Source organism: Providencia sp. PROV269 (genome assembly GCF_028477785.1).
GTDB classification, from domain to species: domain Bacteria; phylum Pseudomonadota; class Gammaproteobacteria; order Enterobacterales; family Enterobacteriaceae; genus Providencia; species Providencia rettgeri.
This window is the reverse complement of the sequence record NZ_JAMPLV010000021.1, coordinates 1-22,748: the sequence shown is the minus strand read 5'-3', so window position 1 is coordinate 22,748 and position 22,748 is coordinate 1. Positions and strand designations below refer to the sequence as shown.

Sequence of the window (22,748 nt, the reverse complement as noted above, 5' to 3'; positions counted from 1 at the left end):
ATAGCAATTATCACAACCAATAGTATTATCTATAGCTAATTATTTAGTTTTTACTTCTCATGTAAAAGTAGCCAGTCTTTGATATCTAAGCCCCCTGTATACCCCACTAATTTCCCATCATGTCCAAGTACACGATGACAAGGAACAATTAATGAGATTGGATTACGTGAGTTTGCCATGCCGACTGCGCGACAATAATTAGCTGAGCCTAACTTTAAAGCCAAATCTTTATAGCTCCAGCGTTCCCCATAAGGTATCCCACAAAGATGTTTCCAGACTTTTTTCTGAAATTCTGTACCTTGTGGATTTAATGCCACCGTAAAAACGGTTCTTTTGTGATTAAAATATTCCTTTAGTTCTTTCACACAAAGCTTCGAATGCTCATTCTTCGTTTCTTTTTCTGTTTTTTCATCAACAAAATAAAGGCTCGTTATTCCGTTGTCATCAGCCGTAATATGGACCCACGGTTTAGGAAATTTATCCGGTGTCGCTAAATATTGATGGTACATAGTATCTCCTCAAAAGGACTCAATTACCTGATTGTATATACAGTTATAGAGTAAATTATTTCCACTTTGCAATGATCTTTTTTCTTAGAGTGTCTATCTGAATCATCTAATACGATATTTTTTTATTTTCAATGTTAATAACCACCTAGCCAACAATTAGAATGATTATCATTCAATATTTCATATTCACTACATATTGTATGGTTGATAAATTTAAAATCCATATATAGTATTTATGTATCACATGCCTTATTTTTAATGCGAATAAACATTCAAAAGGTAAATAACATGACTGAGATTACCATTTATAGTAAACCTAACTGCGTTCAGTGTAATGCTACTTATCAAGCCTTAGATCGCAAATCTATTTCCTACCAAATTATTGACCTTACTGAAGATAACCAAGCCCTTGAACTCGTAAAAAAATTAGGTTATCAACAAGTCCCTGTTGTTATTGCAGGTGACAAACATTGGGCCGGTTTTCGACCTGACATGATTAGCCTATTAGCCGCTTAGGTGATGTCATGGAAACGGAATCACTCATCTATTTTTCAAGTCGCTCAGAAAATTGCCATCGCTTTATTGAAAAGCTCGGTATCCCTGCAACACGGTTACCTATTGGCAACCACGAAAGTAGCCTAATTGCGACAAGACCTTATGTTTTATTACTACCAACCTATGGTGGTGGTGGTACAAAAGGGGCTGTTCCAAAAGAAGTGATTCAATTTCTTAATATTGAAGGCAATCGCGCATTTATCCGTGGTGTTATTGCTGCGGGTAATACCAATTTTGGTGATGCCTATGCGATAGCTGGAAATATCATCGCGCAAAAATGCCATATTCCCTACCTATATCGGTTTGAACTTCTTGGTACTGATAAAGATGTTCAATCCGTTCAACGAGGCCTAAAAACGTTTTGGCAACGTACAAACAACTAGAGTTATTCCAAATGGATAAAATGCAAAATATATCAGATGTGGATTATCATGCGCTCAATGCGATGTTGAATTTATATGATAACGAAGGCCGTATTCAATTTGATAAAGACAAAGAAGCGGCTCATCACTATTTTCGACAGCATGTGAACCAAAACACCGTATTTTTCCATGATTTAAAAGAAAAGTTAGACTTTTTAGTACAAGAAAACTATTACGAAAACAGTGTATTAGAACAATATAACTTTGAATTTATCAAAGCACTGTTTAAACAGGCATACGCACACAAATTTCGTTTTCAAACGTTTCTCGGTGCCTTTAAATATTATACTAGCTATACGCTGAAAACCTTTGATGGTAAACGCTACCTCGAACGCTATGAAGATCGCGTCTGTATGGTTGCTTTAACCCTTGCTCAAGGGGATGAATCCCTTGCTAAGTTGTATGTCGATGAAATTATTACAGGTCGTTTTCAACCTGCAACTCCCACCTTCCTTAACTGCGGTAAAAAACAACGTGGTGAGTTAATCTCTTGTTTTCTTTTAAGAATTGAAGACAACATGGAATCCATTGGTCGCTCAGTCAATTCTGCTTTGCAGTTATCCAAACGCGGGGGCGGTGTTGCCTTTTTAATGACCAATTTACGAGAGCAAGGTGCCCCAATAAAACTAATTGAAAATCAATCTTCTGGCGTTGTTCCTGTTATGAAAATGTTAGAAGATGCTTTTTCTTATGCCAACCAATTAGGCGCAAGGCAAGGTGCCGGTGCCGTTTATTTGCACGCTCACCACCCTGATATCATGCGTTTTCTTGATACGAAGCGTGAAAATGCAGATGAAAAAATACGGATTAAAACACTGTCTTTAGGGGTAGTTATTCCTGATATCACTTTCCAGCTAGCGAAAGATAACCAGGACATGTATTTGTTTTCACCATATGATGTTGAACGCACCTATGGTGTCCCTATGTCTGAAATCAGTGTGACAGACAAATACCATGAAATGGTCAATAACAAAGCGATAAAAAAATACAAAATTAATGCTCGGGAATTTTTCCAAACTTTAGCTGAAATCCAGTTTGAATCAGGATATCCGTATATTTTATTTGAAGATACCGCGAATCGAGCCAACCCTATCGCAGGGCGCATTAATATGAGCAATCTGTGCTCAGAAATACTGCAGGTTAATCGCCCTAGTGTTTATGAAGACGATTTAAGCTATCAACAAATTGGTAAAGATATTAGCTGTAATTTAGGCTCCATGAATATTGCTAAAACGATGGATTCACCGAATTTCGCTCAATCAATAGCGGCTGCCGTTAGAGCACTGAGTGCGGTTTCAGATATGAGTAACATTCGTTCTGTCCCTTCCATTGCCGAAGGTAACCGACAATCACATGCGATTGGGTTAGGGCAAATGAATTTACATGGCTACTTGGCAAGAGAACATATCTATTATGGTTCAGAAGAAGCGCTCGATTTCACCAATATCTATTTTTATGCCGTCACCTATTACGCATTAAAAACATCCAATCAATTAGCTATTGAAAGAAAAACTGCATTTGTTGGTTTTGAACATTCAACTTATGCCTCTGGTGATTATTTTGATAAATATATCAACAATATTTGGCTGCCAAAAACACAAGCCGTTCAGGAATTATTCCGACGTTCGGGTATCGAAATTCCAACTCGTGAAGACTGGCAAGCCTTAAAACAGTCTGTTATTACCTATGGAATTTATAACCAAAACTTGCAAGCGATACCTCCGACAGGGTCTATCTCTTATATCAATAATTCAACATCAAGCATTCACCCCATTGTTTCACGAATTGAAATTCGTAAAGAAGGTAAGATTGGTCGTGTCTACTACCCTGCGCCTTTCATGACGAATGAGAACTTGGAATATTACCAAGATGCTTACCAAATCGGGCCTGAAAAAATTATTGATACTTATGCCATGGCAACTCAGCACGTTGACCAAGGTTTATCTTTGACTCTATTTTTTAAAGATGATGCCACCACGCGAGATATTAACCGAGCGCAAATATATGCTTGGCGAAAAGGAATCAAGACATTGTATTACATCCGATTACGCCAAACTGCCCTCGAAGGAACTGAAGTCGAAGGCTGCGTATCTTGCACTTTGTAATAGGAAAATATTATGACCACCAGCACATCTAGCACACCAGTAAAAGCCATTAACTGGAACCGTATTCAGGATGATAAAGACTTAGAAGTATGGAACCGATTAACAAGTAATTTTTGGCTTCCCGAAAAAGTGCCATTATCTAATGATATTCCTTCTTGGAATACTTTAACTGCTGCAGAAAAACAGCTAACAATACGTGTATTTACTGGCCTTACCCTGCTAGATACGATTCAAAATACAGTGGGTGCGCCTTGCTTAATGCCAGATGCACAAACACCTCACGAAGAAGCCGTTTTATCGAACATTAGCTTTATGGAAGCAGTACATGCGCGCTCTTATAGCTCAATATTTTCAACTCTCTGTTCAACGATTGATGTTGATGATGCATACCGCTGGAGTGAAGAAAATATTGCATTACAGAATAAAGCTAAGATCATCCTATCTTACTATTGTGATTCACACCCTTTAAAGAAAAAGATCGCAAGTGTCTTTTTAGAATCATTTTTGTTTTATTCGGGTTTCTATTTACCAATGTATTGGTCAAGTAGAGGAAAGCTAACCAATACCGCAGATCTTATACGTTTAATTATTCGAGATGAAGCCATACACGGCTATTATATTGGCTATAAATTTCAAAAGTCATTATCCCAATATGATGAGAATACTCAGAAAGAAATTAAGGATTTTGCTTTTTCATTATTATTCGATTTATATGAAAATGAAGTGAAATATACACAAGAACTTTATGACACAGTAGGTTGGTCGGAAGATGTCAAAAAATTCCTTCATTACAATGCCAATAAAGCATTAATGAATTTAGGTTATGAAGCCTTATTTCCTGATACCGTCACCGATGTAAGTGCAGCGATATTATCGGCTTTATCTCCTGATGCAAATGAAAATCATGATTTCTTTTCGGGCTCCGGTTCATCTTATATTATTGGTAAAGCAGTCAGTACCGAAGATGATGACTGGAACTTCTAATTGAACTGTTAATTTAATTTATCAATAAGAATCACTCACAACCAAATCCATACCATGATGAATTATAATAATTTTATTTGTCATGGTATTTTTTCGCTCAAAAAACAGCCGAATTAATTCGTTTTTTATATGTATATCTGTTTAATTGCTCATTTTTAATGAGTTAATCTGGCAATTATTTTTAATTCAATCAATTATCACCTTATTTTACATAAATTTATTTAATGAATTTGATATTAATTTCTATTTTTTCATCTATCAACCAAGCATTTATTCCACATAAAAATCGAATAAAATCGGCAACTCGCATATTGATTAAATTAGTGTGAATTATTTTCAATTAAATTCAATCCCAACAGTAAGTTAACTTTAATATAGAAACTATAAAAGCTATCATCATATAACTTAACATCGTTTTTATTTACATTAATCGCATCACATTTCATCTCTATTATTTTTGATTAATTATACTTAACCTAGGGTTGTCAGCTGATTTTATTATGCTAGGGTTTATTGCTTGCAAATTTTACTAATAACTCAAATGGAGAAATTTGAATTTAATCCATAATTAACTAACCCATTAAACCGAATATAGGAATCTCTGCCCTAATAATTTTCAAAGGATAATCATAGATAGGAAACATAATGTTAACTATCACTATAGAATTCATCACTTTCAATATAGGTAATTTGTCTTCCTTGTTGATTGAAAATTGGGTAAATAATATATGGCAATAAAATTACAAGTTAAAAATTTATATAAAATATTTGGGGACAATCCTGATCAAGCATTTAAGCTATTAGAGTCAGGTATGAATAAAGATGATATCTTTGAAAAAACAGGCCTTACCGTAGGTGTTCAAGATGTTAATCTGACGATTGAAGAAGGCGAAATCTTTGTTGTCATGGGACTTTCTGGCTCAGGAAAATCGACCTTGGTGCGCCTCCTCAATCGCCTGATCGAACCGACCAGCGGGCAAGTCATGATAGATGGAGAGGATATTTCCAATATTTCAGACAAAGCACTGCGCGAAGTTAGGCGAACAAAAATTAGTATGGTGTTTCAATCCTTTGCGCTGATGCCACATATGAACGTGATCGATAACACTGCTTTTGGTATGGAACTTTCTGGCATTCCAAAAGAAGAACGCCATAAGAAAGCCATGAGTGCGCTTGAGCAAGTTAATCTTGAAAAATGGGCTAATTCATACCCAGATGAGCTCTCTGGTGGGATGCGTCAACGTATCGGGTTAGCCAGAGCGCTAGCTAATGACCCTGATATTCTGTTAATGGACGAAGCGTTCTCCGCTCTCGACCCACTCATTCGTACTGAAATGCAAGATGAATTGCTATCCTTACAAGGGGATAAACAACGCACGATTGTCTTTATTTCTCATGATCTTGATGAAGCTATGAGAATTGGCGACCGTATTGCCATTATGCAAGGAGGCGTTGTCGTTCAAGTCGGCACACCTGATGAAATTCTCAATAATCCAGCAAATGACTATGTTAAGACCTTCTTCCGCGGTGTAGATATCAGCCAAGTATTCAGTGCTAAGGACATTGCACGCAGACGGCCTAATGCACTATTGCATATCGCACCGGGTTTTGGCCCTCGTTCAGCGCTAAAAGTCCTCAACGATGAAGACCGCTATCACGGTTATTTAATTTCTCGAGGACATACCTTTGCCGGTGTGGTTTCTGTTGAATCCTTAGAAAAAGCACTCCATGAAAAAGCTGGTATTGAAGCTGCAATATTAACTGATATCGAGCCAATTCAAGGTGATACATCCTTAAATGAAGTTATTTCTACCGTGGCACAAGCCCCTTGTGCTGTTCCGGTTATTAACGAAAAAAACCGCTATTTGGGCGTAATTTCAAAAGGAATGCTGTTACAGGCGCTGGATAAGGAGACACCAAATGAGTAAGCAGAATCAAGAAGCAACGAATACCCAACAAGACCCGTGGGCGGATACTGAAGCCACGAATACGCCAACACAAGGTACTGAGAATATACCGGCGGATGCCCCATGGGCAGCAACAAGCTCTAGCGAAATAAATACCGCTGGGGATGATCCTTGGGGAAATGCATCAGACACAACCACACCTGCTGACACCAGTTCAAGTGATTGGCTTGATGCCACTCCAACAGATAGCATCATCCCCGATCAGTTTAATATTATGGATCCCTTCCAGCACACACTGATCCCTCTTGATTCATGGGTTGCGCATGCTATCGATTGGGTAGTACTTAACTTTCGTCCTGTATTCCAAGGGATTCGTGCCCCCATTGATTTTATTCTAAGTGGGTTTGAACAATTTCTCACCTCACTACCGTCCCCTGTTGCCATTATCATTTTCGCATTACTCGCTTGGCAATTAGCAGGACGCGCGATGGGGGTGGCCACATTTGTTTCGATGATAGCCATCGGAGCAATTGGTGCTTGGTCAGAAGCCATGGTGACTCTGTCTCTGGTTCTCACTTCTTTGCTGTTTTGTATTGTCATAGGATTGCCTCTGGGTATTTGGCTGGCACGTAGTGATAGAGCCGCTAAAGTTATTCGTCCATTACTTGATGCGATGCAAACCACACCAGCATTCGTCTATTTAGTCCCGATTGTTATGTTATTTGGTATCGGTAATGTACCTGGTGTTGTCGTCACTATTATATTTGCTTTACCGCCCATCATTCGTTTGACCATTTTAGGGATCAAACAAGTTCCAGCTGATTTAATTGAAGCCGCTGAATCATTTGGTGCAAGCCCTCGCCAAATGTTGTTTAAAGTGCAATTACCATTAGCGATGCCAACCATTATGGCTGGGGTCAACCAAACCTTGATGTTAGCACTGTCAATGGTCGTTATCGCTTCAATGATTGCTGTTGGGGGCTTAGGCCAAATGGTCTTACGGGGTATTGGTCGACTTGATATGGGGCTCGCATCTGTCGGAGGGGTCGGTATTGTTATTCTAGCTATCATCTTAGACCGTTTTACCCAATCTTTAGGGCAAGATACTCGTGGCAAAACATCATGCCGCTGGTACCAAAAAGGGCCTATTGGGTTAGTTATGCGCCCATTTTGTAAAAAAAACCATTAATCAAAACATCCTCCATTCACCTGAGTGCCATTCATATGGCACCTAACTTGGCACTTAGCATGAAAGCCAAGCTCGCTGCGAAAAAACAGAGGGAACAATATAATGAAACATAAAATCATTCTTGCATCTGCACTAACAGCCATGTTTGCCGTTCCATTTGCCGGTGCTAACGACCTGCCGGGTAAAGGAATCAAAATTAACCCAGTGCAAAGCACGATCAGTGAAGAAACATTCCAAACACTGATTGTGGCGAAAGCCCTTGAAGAACTTGGCTATGATGTTCAGCCTATCAAAGAAGTCGACTATAACGTAGCTTACGCATCCATTGCGAACGGCGATGCGACTTACCTAGCCACCAGCTGGGTTCCTTTACATAACGCACAATATGACGCTGCTGGCGGCGATAATGTATTCTATCGTCAAGGGAATTATGTTGTTAATGCGGCTCAAGGCTACCTCATCGACAAAAAAACGGCTGAAAAATACAATATTACCAATGTTGAACAACTCAAAGATCCTAAAATTGCCAAGCTCTTTGATTCAAATGGCAATGGTAAAGCGGATTTAACGGGATGCAACCCAGGTTGGGGCTGTGAAGCGGCCATCAATAACCATTTAAAAGCCTATGACCTAGAAAAAACGGTCGACCATAACCAAGGTAACTATGCGGCGATGATGGCTGACACCATTACCCGATATAAAGAAGGTAAGCCTATTTTATATTATACGTGGACGCCTTATTGGATAAGTGATGTCCTCAAGCCGGGTCGTGATGTAGTTTGGTTAGAAGTGCCATTCTCTTCAATGCCAAATGGTGAAAAAACAGACACCACATTACCTAACGGAAAAAATTATGGTTTCCCACCAAATACCATGCATATCGTCGCCAATAAAAAATGGGCTGCGGATAACCCAGCAGCAGCAAAATTATTTGAAGTGATGAAGCTACCTATTGCCGATATCAATGCACAGAACTTAAGAATGCATAACGGTGAAGCCTCACAATCGGATATTCAACGCCACACAAATGCGTGGATCAAAGCCCATCAATCCACTTTTGATGGTTGGGTAAAGGAAGCGCAAGCAGCCGCTAAGTAAAAATAAACAAACCGATTAATAACCTCAGCCACCCTAACCGGTGGCTTTTTTGCATCAATGACAAAAAGAAATAAACCAAGGTAATAAATTTTGTTTATAGTAGTCACCTAGCTAATAATAGGTAATCCTCATGAAACAGACCCAAACTGCAGAGCTGACAACGGGCCTCACTATTTTAATGGCCATTGCCACAGGCCTTGTCGTTGCCAGTAATTACTATGCTCAACCGCTTTTAGAGACCATTGCGGGGCAGTTTAATTTAACAACCAATATGGCTGGGTTTATTGTCACCGCCGCCCAACTCGGTTATGCCGCAGGTTTACTATTTTTAGTCCCTTTGGGCGACTTATTTGAGCGTAAACGCTTAATTTTAACCATGACCTTTCTTTCTGCATTAGGGTTATTAATTACAGCGCTTTCAAATAATATTTGGCAAATCCTTTTAGGTACCGCCCTTACAGGGCTATTTTCTGTTGTTGCACAAGTTCTGATCCCTCTCGCGGCATCTATTGCTAAGCCACATAAACGAGGCAAAGCGGTAGGAATGATTATGAGTGGTTTATTGCTAGGTATTTTACTTGCAAGAACTGTATCGGGTGCTGTTGCTATGGTCGGTGGCTGGCGTGCTATCTATTGGGTGGCCTTTGCGCTATTGATGCTATTAATGATTGTTCTAGCCATTAAACTTCCACGTTATCATCAAAAAACTAACTTAAACTACTTTCAGCTGATTTGCTCTATTGGCCGGCTATTTTTCGGCACTCCAGTGCTCGCGGTACGCGCTTCTCTCGGTGCACTATCATTTGCTAATTTTGGTTTACTTTGGACCGCAATGGCTTTCTTGTTAGCCAGCCCGCCATTCAATTATTCCGAAGGGACTATTGGTTTATTTGGCTTAGTCGGTGCTGCAGGTGCACTTATGGCTTCCCAAGCAGGGCATCTTGTCGATAAAGGAAAAGGAAAGCGCATTACGACTATTGGATTGGTATTATTGCTATTGTCCTGGATACCTATCGGCTTAGCTAAATATTCCCTCGTTGCATTTATCATTGGTGTATTAGTGTTAGACCTTGCAGTGCAAGCCGTCCATGTCACTAGTCAGAGTACGTTATATCGTATATTACCAGAAGCTCGTAACCGCCTAACCGCTGGCTATATGACCAGTTATTTTATTGGAGGCGCTCTAGGGTCTCTCCTTTCAGGTTATGCCTATGAACATGCGGGTTGGGAGGGTGTTGCGGTTGCAGGTGCAATCTTGACCACCATAAGTTTAATTATTTGGTCTATAGGGATTCGCTTTGATCCCGTCATCACCACAACTGATGACTAAATATGACTCATACCGATATCAATACGTTTTTAGATAAAAATTAACGAGCCCACACATCAATATATAAAAAGTTATAATGCATTAAAAATATACGGTTCAATTTTATCCATCCAATACGTTGAATATTGAATAAATAAACAGCCCATCACAGAACTGATAGTTATCAACTGTAATAGTAAACAAAGTAAATATTAGTGAATGACACAGTTAAACAAATACAATGACTCGATAAAAAGGTAGTATTCCTGTTAATAAATTAAATTACTGTTTCATCAAATAATGTTTTAATTATACAAAAATAAGTAATTACACCTACGCATTGAAAATATCTATCTAACTTGTAATTATTGGGTAACAAAAAAAATGGTATTGAGTTAATGTCATGTGATTATATATTGTTTTGTATGATTGGAATTAGCCTTTAATTTAGTATTAGGTTGGTTGTTTTATAGTCAAAATTAACGCACTCTGAGTGAAATAGTCGATAGGCTATGCTAAAACTGGCGAATTACATTCATAAAATTTATGAATCATGTATCATTATCAAAATAAAATCGGCGATATTAATTAAGTATAATTGCTAATTCTATCTTTTAATATACCATTTAGATGGTTGATGACAGTTGTAATCTTACCAACTGAAACTAATAAGGTATCCCAATAATGGAAAGTTCATTTACACCGACTGAAGAGCTACTCAATGCTCGTGTAGAACAACAAGATTCACATGAAAGTCCTATTCCGTATCAAGAAATTCTGCTAACACGCTTATGCATGCATGTTCATGGAAAATTACTTGAAACTCGGAATAATATGTTAAGGTCTCAAGGTATCAATGAAACACTGTTTATGGCACTCATGATCCTTGATACAAAAGACTCCCGCAGTATTCAGCCATCTGAACTCAGTGCTGCTCTTGGTTCCTCAAGAACCAATGCGACACGAATTGCAGATGAACTGGAAAAAAATGGTTGGATTGAACGCAAAGAAAGTCACAACGATAGACGTTGCCTTCATCTACACCTCACAGAAAAAGGGACTGAATTTTTAAATGGTCTATTGCCACCTCAACACAGCGCATTAATTGATATTTGGTCTGTTTTAGATACTGATGAAAAACAACAGCTTGACACGCTGATGCGTAAATTACTGACAAAACTAGATACTATAAAAGATTGACCACAGAAATTGTAAGGTTAATGTATTTGAGCCATTCTTTAGCTCAAAGCTGAAAAAATACTTTTCAGCCAATAATATTTCATTATCCTTTCAGCCTTATGCTTTACGATATCCCATCAAACAGCAAAATCATTTGTAGTCTCAGTTTCCAGTGGTTAATACCTAACTACTGGAAACAACCGTGATCCTTATCCATAGAAGTGGAGAAATACGAGTATGAGTTCCCCTGAGGAAATGCAACAAACGCAAACTCCCCAACGAAATAAAAAAAGACAACGCAAAAGTGCGCTTATCTTTTTGACTCTATTATTTATTATTATAGGCGTTGGCTGGGTGGTCTACTGGTATCTCGTTCTTCGCCACTATGAATCAACTGACAACGCTTATGTCGCGGGTAACCAAGTACAAATACAATCCCAAGTTTCTGGGAGCGTTATGACAGTCAATGTGGATAATACCGATTTCGTGACAAGTGGAACTGTTTTGGTTGAACTAGACCCACGTGATGCAGAATTAACACTCGATAAAGCAAAAACAGAATTAGCGAACAGTGTACGCCAGACTCGCCAGCACATGGTTAATAGCCGCCAGCTACAAGCCAATATTGACGTAAAACGGTCTGAATTAAACCGCTTACAGAATGATTTAAAACGTCGCGAAGTTTTAGGCAGTAGCCATGTCATCGGTAAAGAAGAACTACAACACGCGAGAGAAGCCGTTGTCAGTGCAAAAGCAGCATTAGACATGGCAATAGAACAATATAATGCTAATCAAGCCATTGTTTTGAATACCGAAATTGAAAAACAACCCGCAGTAGAACAGGCCGCGACACAAGTTAGAAACGCTTGGCTCACCCTACAACGGACGAAGATCGTCAGCCCTGTTGATGGCTATGTTTCACGTCGCAGTGTGCAAGTGGGTTCACAAATTACCCCTTCAACACCATTAATGGCCATTGTCCCTTCCAATGGTATGTGGATTGATGCGAACTTTAAAGAAACACAACTTGCGGACATGCGTATCGGCCAACCTGCGAAAGTCACGACTGATTTTTACGGTAAAGATATCGTGTTTAACGGTACTGTAGTTGGGCTTGATATGGGAACAGGTAGCGCATTCTCTTTATTACCTGCACAAAATGCCAGTGGTAACTGGATCAAGGTAGTCCAACGCCTCCCCGTGCGTATTGCCTTAGATGAAACTCAGCTTGAAGAGCATCCACTACGTATCGGTTTATCCACCGAAGTTACGGTTGATACATTAGATAAAAACGGCAAAGTGCTTTCTAAAGGGATGCGCGCTACTCCTGCTTATCATACTGCTGCATTAGCTGTGGATATGTCTCCTGCAGACAAAATAGTTACTGAGATAATTAATAATAACCTAGAGAATCAATAGGTGGAGGTGCAATCGTGACGACAGCACCTTTAACGGGATCTAAACTCGCATGGATGACGATTGCCCTTTCATTGGCAACATTTATGCAAGTTCTTGATTCTACAATTGCTAACGTAGCTATTCCGACCATTGCTGGAAATTTAGGGGCTTCCAATTCACAAGGAACATGGGTAATAACCTCTTTCGGTGTTGCTAATGCAATTTCCATCCCTGTTACTGGTTGGTTAGCGCGTAGAATCGGTGAAGTCAGGCTATTTTTATGGTCCACTGGCTTGTTCGCTTTAACTTCATGGCTGTGCGGTATTTCTGGCAGCCTAGAGATGTTGATCTTATTTCGTGTTTTACAAGGTTTAGTCGCAGGGCCTCTCATTCCTTTGTCTCAAAGCCTACTGCTTAATAATTATCCTCCTGCCAAGCGCAACATGGCCCTCGCCCTTTGGTCAATGACTATCGTTATTGCACCTATTTGCGGACCGATTCTTGGTGGTTATATTAGTGATAATTACCATTGGGGCTGGATATTTTTTATCAATGTGCCATTTAGTATTGCAATCATTTTTGCCATCATGCGTACCTTAAAAGGCCGTGAAACTAAAATATCTATTCAGCGTATTGATACTATTGGTTTGGTACTATTGGTTGTCGGTATTGGTGCTTTACAAATCATGCTTGACCAAGGCAAAGAGCTGGATTGGTTTAACTCGACTGAAATTATCGTCCTAACCGTTATTGCCGTTGTCGCTATCGCCTTCTTAATTGTCTGGGAACTCACCGATGACCATCCCGTCATCGACTTATCCCTGTTTAAAGAACGCAATTTTACGATTGGCTGTTTATCCCTAAGTTTGGCTTACATGCTCTATTTCGGGACGATTGTACTACTGCCGCAATTGCTACAAGAGGTTTATGGCTATACTGCGACCTGGGCAGGGCTAGCCTCTGCTCCTGTAGGGTTATTACCGCTACTGATTACGCCAATTATAGGGCGTTTTGGTAACCGAATTGATATGCGTTATTTAGTGACATTCAGCTTTATTATCTATGCAGTTTGTTACTATTGGCGTGCTTATACATTCGAACCTGAAATGAGTTTTGCCGAGGCCGCTTGGCCGCAATTTGTGCAAGGTTTAGCTATCGCTTGTTTCTTTATGCCTTTGACAACCATTACATTATCTGGCCTACCACCAGAAAAAATGGCCTCTGCATCCAGTTTATCTAACTTCACTCGTACCTTAGCTGGAGCCATCGGGACATCAATCACAACGACCATGTGGACCCAAAGAGAGTCAATGCATCATGAAAACCTCACTGAATTTGTTAACCCATACAACCCAAATGCCCAACAGATGTACAGCGAGCTGGCAAAAATTGGTATGAATGAGCAGCAAAGTTCGGCATACCTCGCTAAAACGATCACTGACCAAGGACTGATTATGTCAGCAAATGAGATATTTTGGCTCTCAGCTGGAATTTTCATCCTACTAATGGTCATTGTCTGGTTCGCTAAGCCACCATTTGGGGCAGGTTCGAAAGACGGCGGTGGTGCTCATTAATCAGCCCAACCCCATATAATTTTATGGGAGGCTATTGGCAAAATACTCTTACTGATTCAGTAAGTTGTCTTCATGACAGAAATAAAAAAGCCATACAACTGGGATATGCATCCTTTATGTATGGCTTTATTTTTCTTATAAAACGTAAGGATTATTTAACTTGGTTTTGTTGCCACCACTGGGCCAACATAATTCCCGTTGCAACAGAGACATTCAAGCTTTCCACTTTACCTGTTCCACCGATATACAAACTCATATCGCCTTGATCCCACGTACTATCACTTAAACCATCACTCTCTTGGCCTAAAACTAGTACCATTTTGGCGGGTAACTTCGCTTTTGCGAGATCTTGACTGCCTTTATGGCTGGAAGTCGTCACAATGGTGTAGCCTGCTTTACGGAATTTATCCAAAGTGTCAGTCAGCCCATCAGCATCAATCGCCTTAATATGCTCAGCCCCACCTTCTGCGGTACGAATTGCTGCACCTGACTCCAACATGCCAGCATCTTGTAAAATAACGCCTTTTACGCCAAAGTGGGCACAACTACGCATCATTCCACCTAGATTATGTGGATTCCCCACATCTTCAAGTGCCAATACGCAATCTTTTTCTGCGGCTTGTTGTAAATACGCATCCGCACTCATTCCACCACGTTTTTTGATGATAAAACAGACACCACCATGATGTTCGGTTCCTGATGCTTTCGATAACTCTTCGTCATCTACCACGTGGTAAGCCTTGCGATTTGCCGCCATCCATTTTAACGCGTCTCGAAAACGCGGCGTAACGGATTGTAAGAACCATGCACGAACAATCGCATCAGGGCGGTTTTTAAACATAGCTTGGCAGGCATTCTCACCATAGATACGAGTTTCTTCCTGGCGCTGCTTACGTAGTTGTTCAGGATCTATTTGACTCTTGCCAACAATTCCGCCGTGGTCATTCGCTAATTCTTCGCTATCTGGCTTTGAAACAGTGCGCCATGGCGAACGTTCACGAGATACCTCATTTCGGTTATCGGAGCGACGCCCTTCACGACTTCCTTCAGGGCGATTTGAGCGGCCACCACGATCTTGACGGGCCCCCTCTCGTCTATCGCCACCACGCTTGTCATTACCACGCCTATCGTCACGGCCACCGCCTCGGCGTTTGTCATTACCTTTATTATTGTCCTGCTCTTCACTGCGGACATACATCACTTTTACTTTGCCGTTTTTACCACTAAAATCATTCGAGTCGTTCATCACTATCCCCTACTAAGCTATGGCGCGAAGATTACATGATGTTGCATGGCTACGCTACCGATTCACACTATTATCTCATCTAAAAGTTATTGAATATACTTCTATCGCATAGAAATCGTTTTGCGTACAATATGTGCCTTCATTTTAGACCTAAAAAATATCACTCAACATGACTTCGAATGCCGTTTATCACTTGCGTCAACAGCGCCTCGCATTATCAACTAAACCATTTAAAGCGCGAGGCTGCCGAGTAAAACGTTGCCAATATTGCTTGTTACCTATCCCACAATGCCTGTGCCAAGATACCGTATCGTCACAAGCAAAAAGTCAATTCTGCTTGATTATGTTTGATGGTGAAGTATTTAAGCCAAGCAATACGGGAAAATTGATTGCGGATGTTTTGCCCAACACTTTGGCCTTTCAGTGGTCAAGGACAGAGCCTGATGCGCAGCTACTGGCAGCATTACAAGACACCACAAGGCAACCTTACCTCATTTTCCCAGAAAGCTACGCTCAAAATGAACGCGTCGTAGTCAACGAGCCTACTTTGTCGGATAAACCCGCTTTATTTATTTTACTCGATGGGACCTGGCCAGAAGCACGTAAAATGTTTCGGAAAAGCCCTTATCTTAATGATATTCCAATGCTTTCAATTAATACCAAAGCAAGGAGTGATTACTTACTACGTACACCATCAAGGGAAGAGCAACATTGTACCGCTGAAGTTGCAGCTACCGTTTTAGAATTAGCGGGAGATTTAAACGCTTCACAACAACTCTTTAGCCATTTCAATTTGTTCCGTCAAAAATACCTTGAAGGAAAGCCGCATCACCCTATCGCACAGATGCTACTCACTGAATCTCATCTCTAACTATTTATTGGTACTATTTTTCTCTTTCTTTTCGAGCCTAGTACCATTAAATGATAACTTTTAGATAATCGTGCTGATAAAACGTGAACGTGCTTGTATAAATTAATTAAACTCACCAGATAAACTAGCGCAATCGCAAAGATAAGGCATAGTATTCATAAGTATCACTCAGCCACTTTTTACCTATTGAACGCTTATCTCGTTCAGCAAAGCAAAGGGTTATCAACTATGGGTTTAGTCAGTCAGTTAGAATCTTTATTCAGGCCAAAGTCTATCGTTGTCGTTGGAGCATCTGAAAATCCTGGCCGTGCAGGTTCGGTGATGATGAAAAACCTACTTACCAGCGGCTTTAAAGGCCCTATTTTACCTGTTAACCCAAACCGAAACTCTGTCCTTGGCGTACTTGCTTATCCTTCCATAGATAAATTGCCACTCAAACCCGACCTTGCCGTTATCTGCACGCATTACTCACGTAATATCGCCTGTTTACAGCAATTAGGGGAAGCCGGCTGTAAAGTGGTTATTATTTTATCATCCCCTTCCATTCAGTTTAATGAATTAAAAAAAGTCGCCCAGCAATATCAAATTCGCCTATTAGGCCCGAATAGCCTCGGTTTTCTCGCCCCATGGCAAGGATTGAATGCCAGTTTCTCCCCGATTCCAATCTTAAAAGGGAAACTCGCGTTTATCTCACAATCTGCTGCTGTATCAAATACCGTTCTGGATTGGGCAAGGCACCGAGACATCGGTTTTTCTTATTTTATTGCCCTTGGTGATAGCATCGATATTGATATTGACGATTTACTCGATTATTTAGCCCGTGATAGCAAAACCAGTGCCATTTTGCTGTATCTCGAAAGTATTAGTGATGCGCGACGTTTCTTATCCTCATCTCGCAGTGCTTCACGTAATAAACCTATATTAGTAATAAAAAGCGGTCGAACCCGCAAAGCACAAGAACTTCTAGGCGATAAACCGAGCCTAGATGCCGCTTATGACGCCGCTATCCAACGTGCTGGGCTACTTCGCGTGCAAGATACTCACGAAATGTTTTCTGCGGTTGAAACATTAAGCTATATGACACCATTACGCGGTGAACGCCTCTCTATTATGAGCAACGGTTCTGCACCCGCAGCGATGGCATTAGACGAACTTCTCTTGCGTAGTGGCAAACTTGCAACGTTAAGTGTTGAAACAGAAAATGAATTAAGCTCCCTGTTACCTCTTGATTTATCGACGAAAAACCCAATTGACTTGGGGGATGATTCCACCGTTGAGCGCTACATCAATGTACTGAACAAAATGCTCGACAGCCACGACCATGACGCTTTATTGCTTATCCACACTCCCAGTGCGATAACGGAAAGTAAAGCCATGGCAGAAAAAATTATTAAAACGATTAAGCAGCACCCACGAGGAAAATGGCTAACCATCTTAACCAACTGGTGTGGAGAATATTCATCTCAAGAATCTCGCAGGCTATTTAGTGAAGCAGGGATCCCAACCTACCGTACTCCAGAAGGGGCAATCACAGCATACATGCATATGGTGGAATATCGCCGTAACCAAAAACAACTCAAAGAAACTCCGGCTTTACCTATTGGTATTACAGCGAATACTCAACAAGCTCATGAATATATTCAACAAGCACTGGAAAATAATAAGCTACACTTGGATACACATGAAGTTCAACCTATTTTAAAAGCCTACGGGTTAAATAGCTTACCCACATGGATAGCACACTCTAGTAATGAAGCCATTGAAATTGCAGAAAAAATTGGCTATCCCGTCGCCTTGAAATTACGCTCTCCTGATATTATTCATAAGTCAGAAGTACAAGGGGTCATGCTCTATTTACGCAATGCTAAAGAGGTAGAAGATGCAGCTAAAGCGATTATGGAACGTGTTTCAACAAATTTCCCTAATGCACGAATTGAAGGCCTGTTGGTACAAAGTATGGCCAATCGAGCTGGCGCTCAAGAACTCAGAATCGCTGTTGAGCTAGACCCTGTTTTTGGCCCTCTCATCATGTTAGGAGAAGGTGGTATTGAGTGGCAACAAGAGAGCCAAGCTGCTGTCGCTCTTCCCCCGCTAAATATGGCTTTAGCTCGCTACCAAGTTATCAATGCCATCAAAAGTTACAAAATCAAATCTCGAAGTGCTTTAGAACCTTTAAATATCATAGGGTTGTCAGCTTTATTAGTGCGCGTTTCAAATTTAATTATTGATTGCCCAAATATTACAAGGTTAGACATTCACCCATTACTTGCCTCAGGGGATGAATTCACTTTACTTGATGTCTCCATGACTCTAAGCCCAACAGATGATGCAACAACATCTAGGCTGGCAATTCGCCCTTACCCTAGTGAACTCGAAGAAACGATTCATTTAAAAGAAGACCTTACCTGTTTACTACGTCCGATCCTCCCTGAAGATGAGCCTTTGCTAAAATCCTTTATAGAACAAGTTACTAAAGAGGATCTTTATTATCGTTACTTTAGCGAAATTAGTGAGTTTACCCATGATGATCTCGCCAATATGACTCAGATTGATTATGATCGGGAAATGGCTTTTGTTGCGGTAAGAAACCCCAATACAGCTCCTGAAATTATAGGTGTAACACGGGCTATGGCGGATCCTGATAACCAAGAAGCTGAATTTGCAGTACTGGTTCGTTCCGACATGAAGGGGCAAACGCTCGGTTATCAACTGATGCAAAAGTTACTTAACTATACTCGGAGCCACGGCATTAAAAAACTGACGGCAATAACCATGCCTGAAAACCGTAATATGATTAGCCTAGCGAAAAAACTCGGCTTTGAAATTGACGTTCAGTTTGAAGATGGAGTAGTTAATCTGACACTGCACTTATAGAAATATCCAAGAATACGGCTCAACTTGTATAGTAATTAAACAAGTCGTCAATTTATACTAAATGGTTTGGCTAAATATGCTATCATCCATAGATCATTCGCTTAAAAATGTGCGCAAAGCGAGTTGCTATTAGACTAATAAGAGAAAATTCACACTGTGATGTTGTCAAAATTAAAACAAGCAAAACATCAACAATATTTGGTCAGTTTGCCAAAACTATCTCAAGAAATTGCTGATGTAAAAACGCTATATAAGACAGAAGATTTTCGTGATGAACTGCTTAAACAAATCTCTCAGGCTCAAAATACTATCTACATAACGGCTTTGTATTTAGAGAAAGACGATGCAGGTAAAGACGTACTTCATGCTCTATATGCTGCAAAACAAGCTAATACATCATTGGATATCAAAATTCTCGTAGACTGGCACCGTGCTCAACGAGGCCGGATAGGGGCTGCTGCAAATGCCACAAACGCCGATTGGTATTACGATGTTGCAAAACATTACCCTGAAATTGAAATTCCTATCTACGGTATTCCTGTAAATACACGGGAAGCACTAGGTGTTCTGCACCTAAAAGGCTTTTTATTTGATGATACTCTGCTCTATAGCGGTGCAAGTATTAATGACGTCTATTTACAGCGTCATAATAAATACCGTTATGACCGTTATCACCTTATCAAAAACAGCCAACTTACCGCATCAATGAAAAAATTTATTGATGACGCATTACTACAGTCTGATGCCATTCATCTATTAAATACACCGAATCGGCCAAAAACAGCTGAGTTTAAGCACCTAATTAAGCAATTTCGTTTGGGCTTACGGGGAGCGTCCTATCAATTTTCAGGAAACGCATCAAATGATGAGTTGTCTGTCACTCCCTTTGTTGGCCTCGGCAAGAAAAACGATTTAAACCGTGTTATCACTCATTTAATGGGTGCAACAAATAATAAACTAACAATCTGCACGCCTTATTTTAATTTACCTGCGGTGTTAGTCAGAGTTATTAGTCGGTTACTCCGTGATGGCAAACAAGTAGAAATTATCATTGGCGACAAAACTGCCAATGACTTCTACATCCCACCTGAAGAACCCTTTAAAATAATTGGTGCGTTACCATACCTTTATGAGATCAATCTGCGCCGTTTTGTTAGTCGCTTGCAACGCTTTATTGATAGCCAGCAGTTAACAGTTAGGCTCTGGAAAGACGCAGACAATACCTATCATCTAAAGGGAATGTGGGTTGATAATCACTGGCAATTGATCACGGGTAACAACTTAAACCCACGCGCTTGGGGGTTAGATCTTGAAAACGCAGTATTAATTCACGACCCAAAACAACAGTTGCAAGAGCAACGCAATCACGAGCTAGAGTGTATTCGAACTCATACTAAGGTTGTTAGCCATTTTCGTGAATTAGACAGTATTCAAACCTATCCTGTTAAAGTGAAAAAATTAATCCGACGTCTACGTCGAATACGAGTGGATCGGTTAATTAGTCGGATTTTATAATACATCTCAATTTAGCGTCACTTAAGTGACGCTTTTTACATTCATCATCTGGATAATGATACCTAATATGTTTAAGCCATTAATTTTTAGCTTACTTATATTTTCCATCACAGGATGCAGTGGTTTTCATTGGTCCAATGACAATTGGCAAGGCAAAGATAAAGCACAACATTTTGCATTTTCAGCCGCTATGGCTGCATCGGGTAACGCTTATGCAGACAAACAAAATATACAACACCGCGATGCTGCCATATTCGGTATTCTATTCTCAGTTTCTCTTGGCGCAGCAAAAGAGCTTTATGACAGCAGGCCTGCTGGTACGGGGTGGAGTTGGCATGATTTTGCCTATGATGTTGCAGGGTCAATAGCGGGTTATAGTTTATATCAGTCCTTAAAGTAACCCTCTCCTTACTTCCCATTCTTTTAAATTCCCCTGCTATTTTCAATATTTCGCTCACCATCGAAGTATCTCTTAATTAACCCTTTATAGTTGAGCTCTCAATATTAAGGAGAGACTCATGATCGCAGTGATTTTCGAAGCCATCCCAGTACCAGAACAAAAAAATCGTTATTTTGAACTAGCCGGTCAACTAAAATCTGAACTTATGCGCATAGAAGGGTTTATTTCGGTTGAACGTTTTCAAAGTATAACCACTGAAGGAAAAATTCTCTCACTTTCGTGGTGGGAAACAGAAGAAGCCGTAAAAAATTGGAAAAAACATTTCATGCATATTGAAGCACAAGTTGAAGGACAACAAACCATTTTTTCTCATTATAGAATTCGAATTGCTAATACCCTAAAGGATTACTCATTCAATAAAGAGGATAATTTTAATGTATGATATTCATGTGATTATTGAAAACCAAGTGGGTGCTTTAGCACTATTGGCGACAACATTAGGGAAACATGGTATTGGCCTTGAAGGTGGTGGTGTTTTTTCTATCGAAGGAAAAAGCCATGCTCACTTTCTCGTCACCCAGCCAGAAAAAGCAAGCAATGCTCTGGCTACAGTAGGGCTGAAGATTGAAAGTATTTCAAAACCTGTGATCCGTAAATTAAAACAAGAACGCCCAGGCGAACTTGGAGAAATTGTTTCTCTGCTTGCACGCCACCAAATTAATATCTTAGTCCAATATAGCGACCATAATAACAGGCTAATATTAATAACAGACAATAATATATTAACTACTGAAGTTACAAAGAAGTGGGAAAACCTACCATATGATACCAAGCAAAAATAGTATTCTCATTGAAGAAAAAGAACCATTAGAGAAATCTATCGCAAAAGTTGCATTTGCGATTGCTGACCCTTCAAGAGTCAGCATTTTGTGTGCATTAATGGATGGTAGGGCATGGACAGCAACAGAATTAAGTGCAGTTGCAGATATAGCACCATCAACAACGAGCGCACACCTCACTAAGCTATTAAATAGCCACTTAATTAGCTGTCTATCTCAAGGAAGGCACCGGTATTACCGACTTGCAGGCTCAGATATTGCCGAATTATTAGAAACATTAATGGGGGTATCCATTAAATTAGAGTATACCCCAACAATAGCAACACCTATTCATCTGCGAAAAGCACGTACTTGCTATGATCACTTAGCAGGGGAAGTTGCTGTTCAGATCTACGAATTTATGGATAAAAATGGTTGGTTTACCGCTAAAGAAAACAAGTTATCAGATATTGGTATGGCGCAATTTAAAAAATTTGGGATAGATATTATTCCTCATACAAAACGAAAAATAGCATGCGCTTGCTTGGATTGGAGTGAAAGGCGTATGCACCTAGGAGGACTTGCAGGAGCCTTGCTACTACAATTCTTTGAAAAAAATAGATGGATAGATAAAGCAAAAGGCTATAGAGAAATTACTTTTACTTCCAATGGTAAAAAAGCTTTAAAACGTATTTTTGATATTAATATCGGTTAACCTAAAATAGGCATTATCGATAAAATTCAGTATGTTATCAATACAAAAAAGCCTCGCGATTTTCATCACGAGGCTTCGAT

Annotated in this window: 20 protein-coding genes; 18 read left to right on the top strand and 2 right to left on the bottom strand. The window is 40.0% G+C overall.

The window, feature by feature from the left end; all coding sequences use genetic code 11:
* Window positions 1–50: 50 nt before the first annotated feature.
* Window positions 51–509 carry a methylated-DNA--[protein]-cysteine S-methyltransferase gene (locus PR683_RS19245; protein WP_004908893.1) on the bottom strand — a complete coding sequence of 153 codons (459 nt, stop codon included), beginning with the start codon at window positions 507–509 and terminating at the stop codon, window positions 51–53.
* A 288-nt stretch (window positions 510–797) separates the two neighbouring features.
* On the opposite strand from PR683_RS19245, the gene nrdH reads away from it, so the two are divergent.
* From nrdH to emrB, 11 genes are all read left to right on the top strand, one after another.
* Window positions 798–1,025, top strand: coding sequence for a glutaredoxin-like protein NrdH (gene nrdH, locus PR683_RS19240; RefSeq protein ID WP_109913212.1), 228 nt, complete (start codon window positions 798–800; stop codon window positions 1,023–1,025).
* Between the two features lie 8 nt (window positions 1,026–1,033).
* Window positions 1,034–1,447, top strand: coding sequence for a class Ib ribonucleoside-diphosphate reductase assembly flavoprotein NrdI (gene nrdI, locus PR683_RS19235; protein WP_115167758.1), 414 nt, complete (start codon window positions 1,034–1,036; stop codon window positions 1,445–1,447).
* Window positions 1,448–1,458: 11 nt separating this feature from the next.
* Complete coding sequence (gene nrdE, locus PR683_RS19230) at window positions 1,459–3,591, top strand: class 1b ribonucleoside-diphosphate reductase subunit alpha (RefSeq protein WP_109913214.1); 2,133 nt, start codon at window positions 1,459–1,461, stop codon at window positions 3,589–3,591.
* A 12-nt stretch (window positions 3,592–3,603) separates the two neighbouring features.
* Window positions 3,604–4,575, top strand: a complete 972-nt coding sequence (gene nrdF / locus PR683_RS19225) for a class 1b ribonucleoside-diphosphate reductase subunit beta (protein WP_004908884.1) — start codon at window positions 3,604–3,606, stop codon at window positions 4,573–4,575.
* A gap of 728 nt (window positions 4,576–5,303) precedes the next feature.
* A complete protein-coding gene (gene proV / locus PR683_RS19220) occupies window positions 5,304–6,503 on the top strand; it encodes a glycine betaine/L-proline ABC transporter ATP-binding protein ProV (RefSeq protein WP_004908883.1) in 1,200 nt (399 codons plus the stop codon).
* On the top strand, window positions 6,496–7,671 hold the full coding sequence (proW, locus tag PR683_RS19215) for a glycine betaine/L-proline ABC transporter permease ProW (protein WP_164529095.1): 1,176 nt from the start codon (window positions 6,496–6,498) through the stop codon (window positions 7,669–7,671). Before proV ends, proW begins: the two co-directional genes overlap by 8 nt.
* A gap of 102 nt (window positions 7,672–7,773) precedes the next feature.
* Window positions 7,774–8,769: a glycine betaine/L-proline ABC transporter substrate-binding protein ProX gene (gene proX / locus PR683_RS19210; RefSeq protein ID WP_109913278.1), complete on the top strand. Its 996-nt coding sequence runs from the start codon at window positions 7,774–7,776 to the stop codon at window positions 8,767–8,769.
* 130 nt (window positions 8,770–8,899) lie between these two features.
* Window positions 8,900–10,099, top strand: coding sequence for an MFS transporter (locus PR683_RS19205; protein ID WP_109913277.1), 1,200 nt, complete (start codon window positions 8,900–8,902; stop codon window positions 10,097–10,099).
* Between the two features lie 663 nt (window positions 10,100–10,762).
* Complete coding sequence (gene mprA / locus PR683_RS19200) at window positions 10,763–11,278, top strand: transcriptional repressor MprA (RefSeq protein WP_109913276.1); 516 nt, start codon at window positions 10,763–10,765, stop codon at window positions 11,276–11,278.
* 216 nt (window positions 11,279–11,494) lie between these two features.
* On the top strand, window positions 11,495–12,676 hold the full coding sequence (gene emrA, locus PR683_RS19195) for a multidrug efflux MFS transporter periplasmic adaptor subunit EmrA (RefSeq protein WP_123382164.1): 1,182 nt from the start codon (window positions 11,495–11,497) through the stop codon (window positions 12,674–12,676).
* A 14-nt stretch (window positions 12,677–12,690) separates the two neighbouring features.
* Entirely contained in the window at window positions 12,691–14,229 is a 1,539-nt protein-coding gene (emrB, locus tag PR683_RS19190; RefSeq protein WP_272537974.1) for a multidrug efflux MFS transporter permease subunit EmrB, read from the top strand.
* A gap of 151 nt (window positions 14,230–14,380) precedes the next feature.
* Here the strand turns inward: emrB and PR683_RS19185 are convergent, their stop codons facing one another.
* On the bottom strand, window positions 14,381–15,475 hold the full coding sequence (locus tag PR683_RS19185) for a tRNA/rRNA methyltransferase (RefSeq protein ID WP_110731775.1): 1,095 nt from the start codon (window positions 15,473–15,475) through the stop codon (window positions 14,381–14,383).
* A 169-nt stretch (window positions 15,476–15,644) separates the two neighbouring features.
* Here PR683_RS19185 and PR683_RS19180 point away from each other — a divergent pair, with 169 nt between their 5' ends.
* The 7 genes from PR683_RS19180 to PR683_RS19150 all read left to right on the top strand — a co-directional run bounded on the left by PR683_RS19180 (window position 15,645) and on the right by PR683_RS19150 (window position 22,668).
* Window positions 15,645–16,346, top strand: a complete 702-nt coding sequence (locus tag PR683_RS19180; protein ID WP_109913272.1) for a tRNA-uridine aminocarboxypropyltransferase — start codon at window positions 15,645–15,647, stop codon at window positions 16,344–16,346.
* 228 nt (window positions 16,347–16,574) lie between these two features.
* On the top strand, window positions 16,575–19,220 hold the full coding sequence (locus PR683_RS19175) for a bifunctional acetate--CoA ligase family protein/GNAT family N-acetyltransferase (protein WP_272581944.1): 2,646 nt from the start codon (window positions 16,575–16,577) through the stop codon (window positions 19,218–19,220).
* A gap of 159 nt (window positions 19,221–19,379) precedes the next feature.
* On the top strand, window positions 19,380–20,735 hold the full coding sequence (pssA, locus tag PR683_RS19170) for a CDP-diacylglycerol--serine O-phosphatidyltransferase (RefSeq protein ID WP_109913270.1): 1,356 nt from the start codon (window positions 19,380–19,382) through the stop codon (window positions 20,733–20,735).
* Window positions 20,736–20,802: 67 nt separating this feature from the next.
* A complete protein-coding gene (locus PR683_RS19165) occupies window positions 20,803–21,135 on the top strand; it encodes a YfiM family lipoprotein (RefSeq protein ID WP_184957451.1) in 333 nt (110 codons plus the stop codon).
* A gap of 118 nt (window positions 21,136–21,253) precedes the next feature.
* Window positions 21,254–21,577 carry an antibiotic biosynthesis monooxygenase family protein gene (locus PR683_RS19160; protein WP_109913268.1) on the top strand — a complete coding sequence of 108 codons (324 nt, stop codon included), beginning with the start codon at window positions 21,254–21,256 and terminating at the stop codon, window positions 21,575–21,577.
* Window positions 21,570–21,977 carry an amino acid-binding protein gene (locus PR683_RS19155; RefSeq protein WP_109913267.1) on the top strand — a complete coding sequence of 136 codons (408 nt, stop codon included), beginning with the start codon at window positions 21,570–21,572 and terminating at the stop codon, window positions 21,975–21,977. Before PR683_RS19160 ends, PR683_RS19155 begins: the two co-directional genes overlap by 8 nt.
* A complete protein-coding gene (locus PR683_RS19150; protein ID WP_109913266.1) occupies window positions 21,958–22,668 on the top strand; it encodes an ArsR/SmtB family transcription factor in 711 nt (236 codons plus the stop codon). The genes PR683_RS19155 and PR683_RS19150 overlap by 20 nt, the downstream gene beginning before the upstream one ends.
* The last annotated feature ends 80 nt before the right edge of the window (window positions 22,669–22,748 follow it).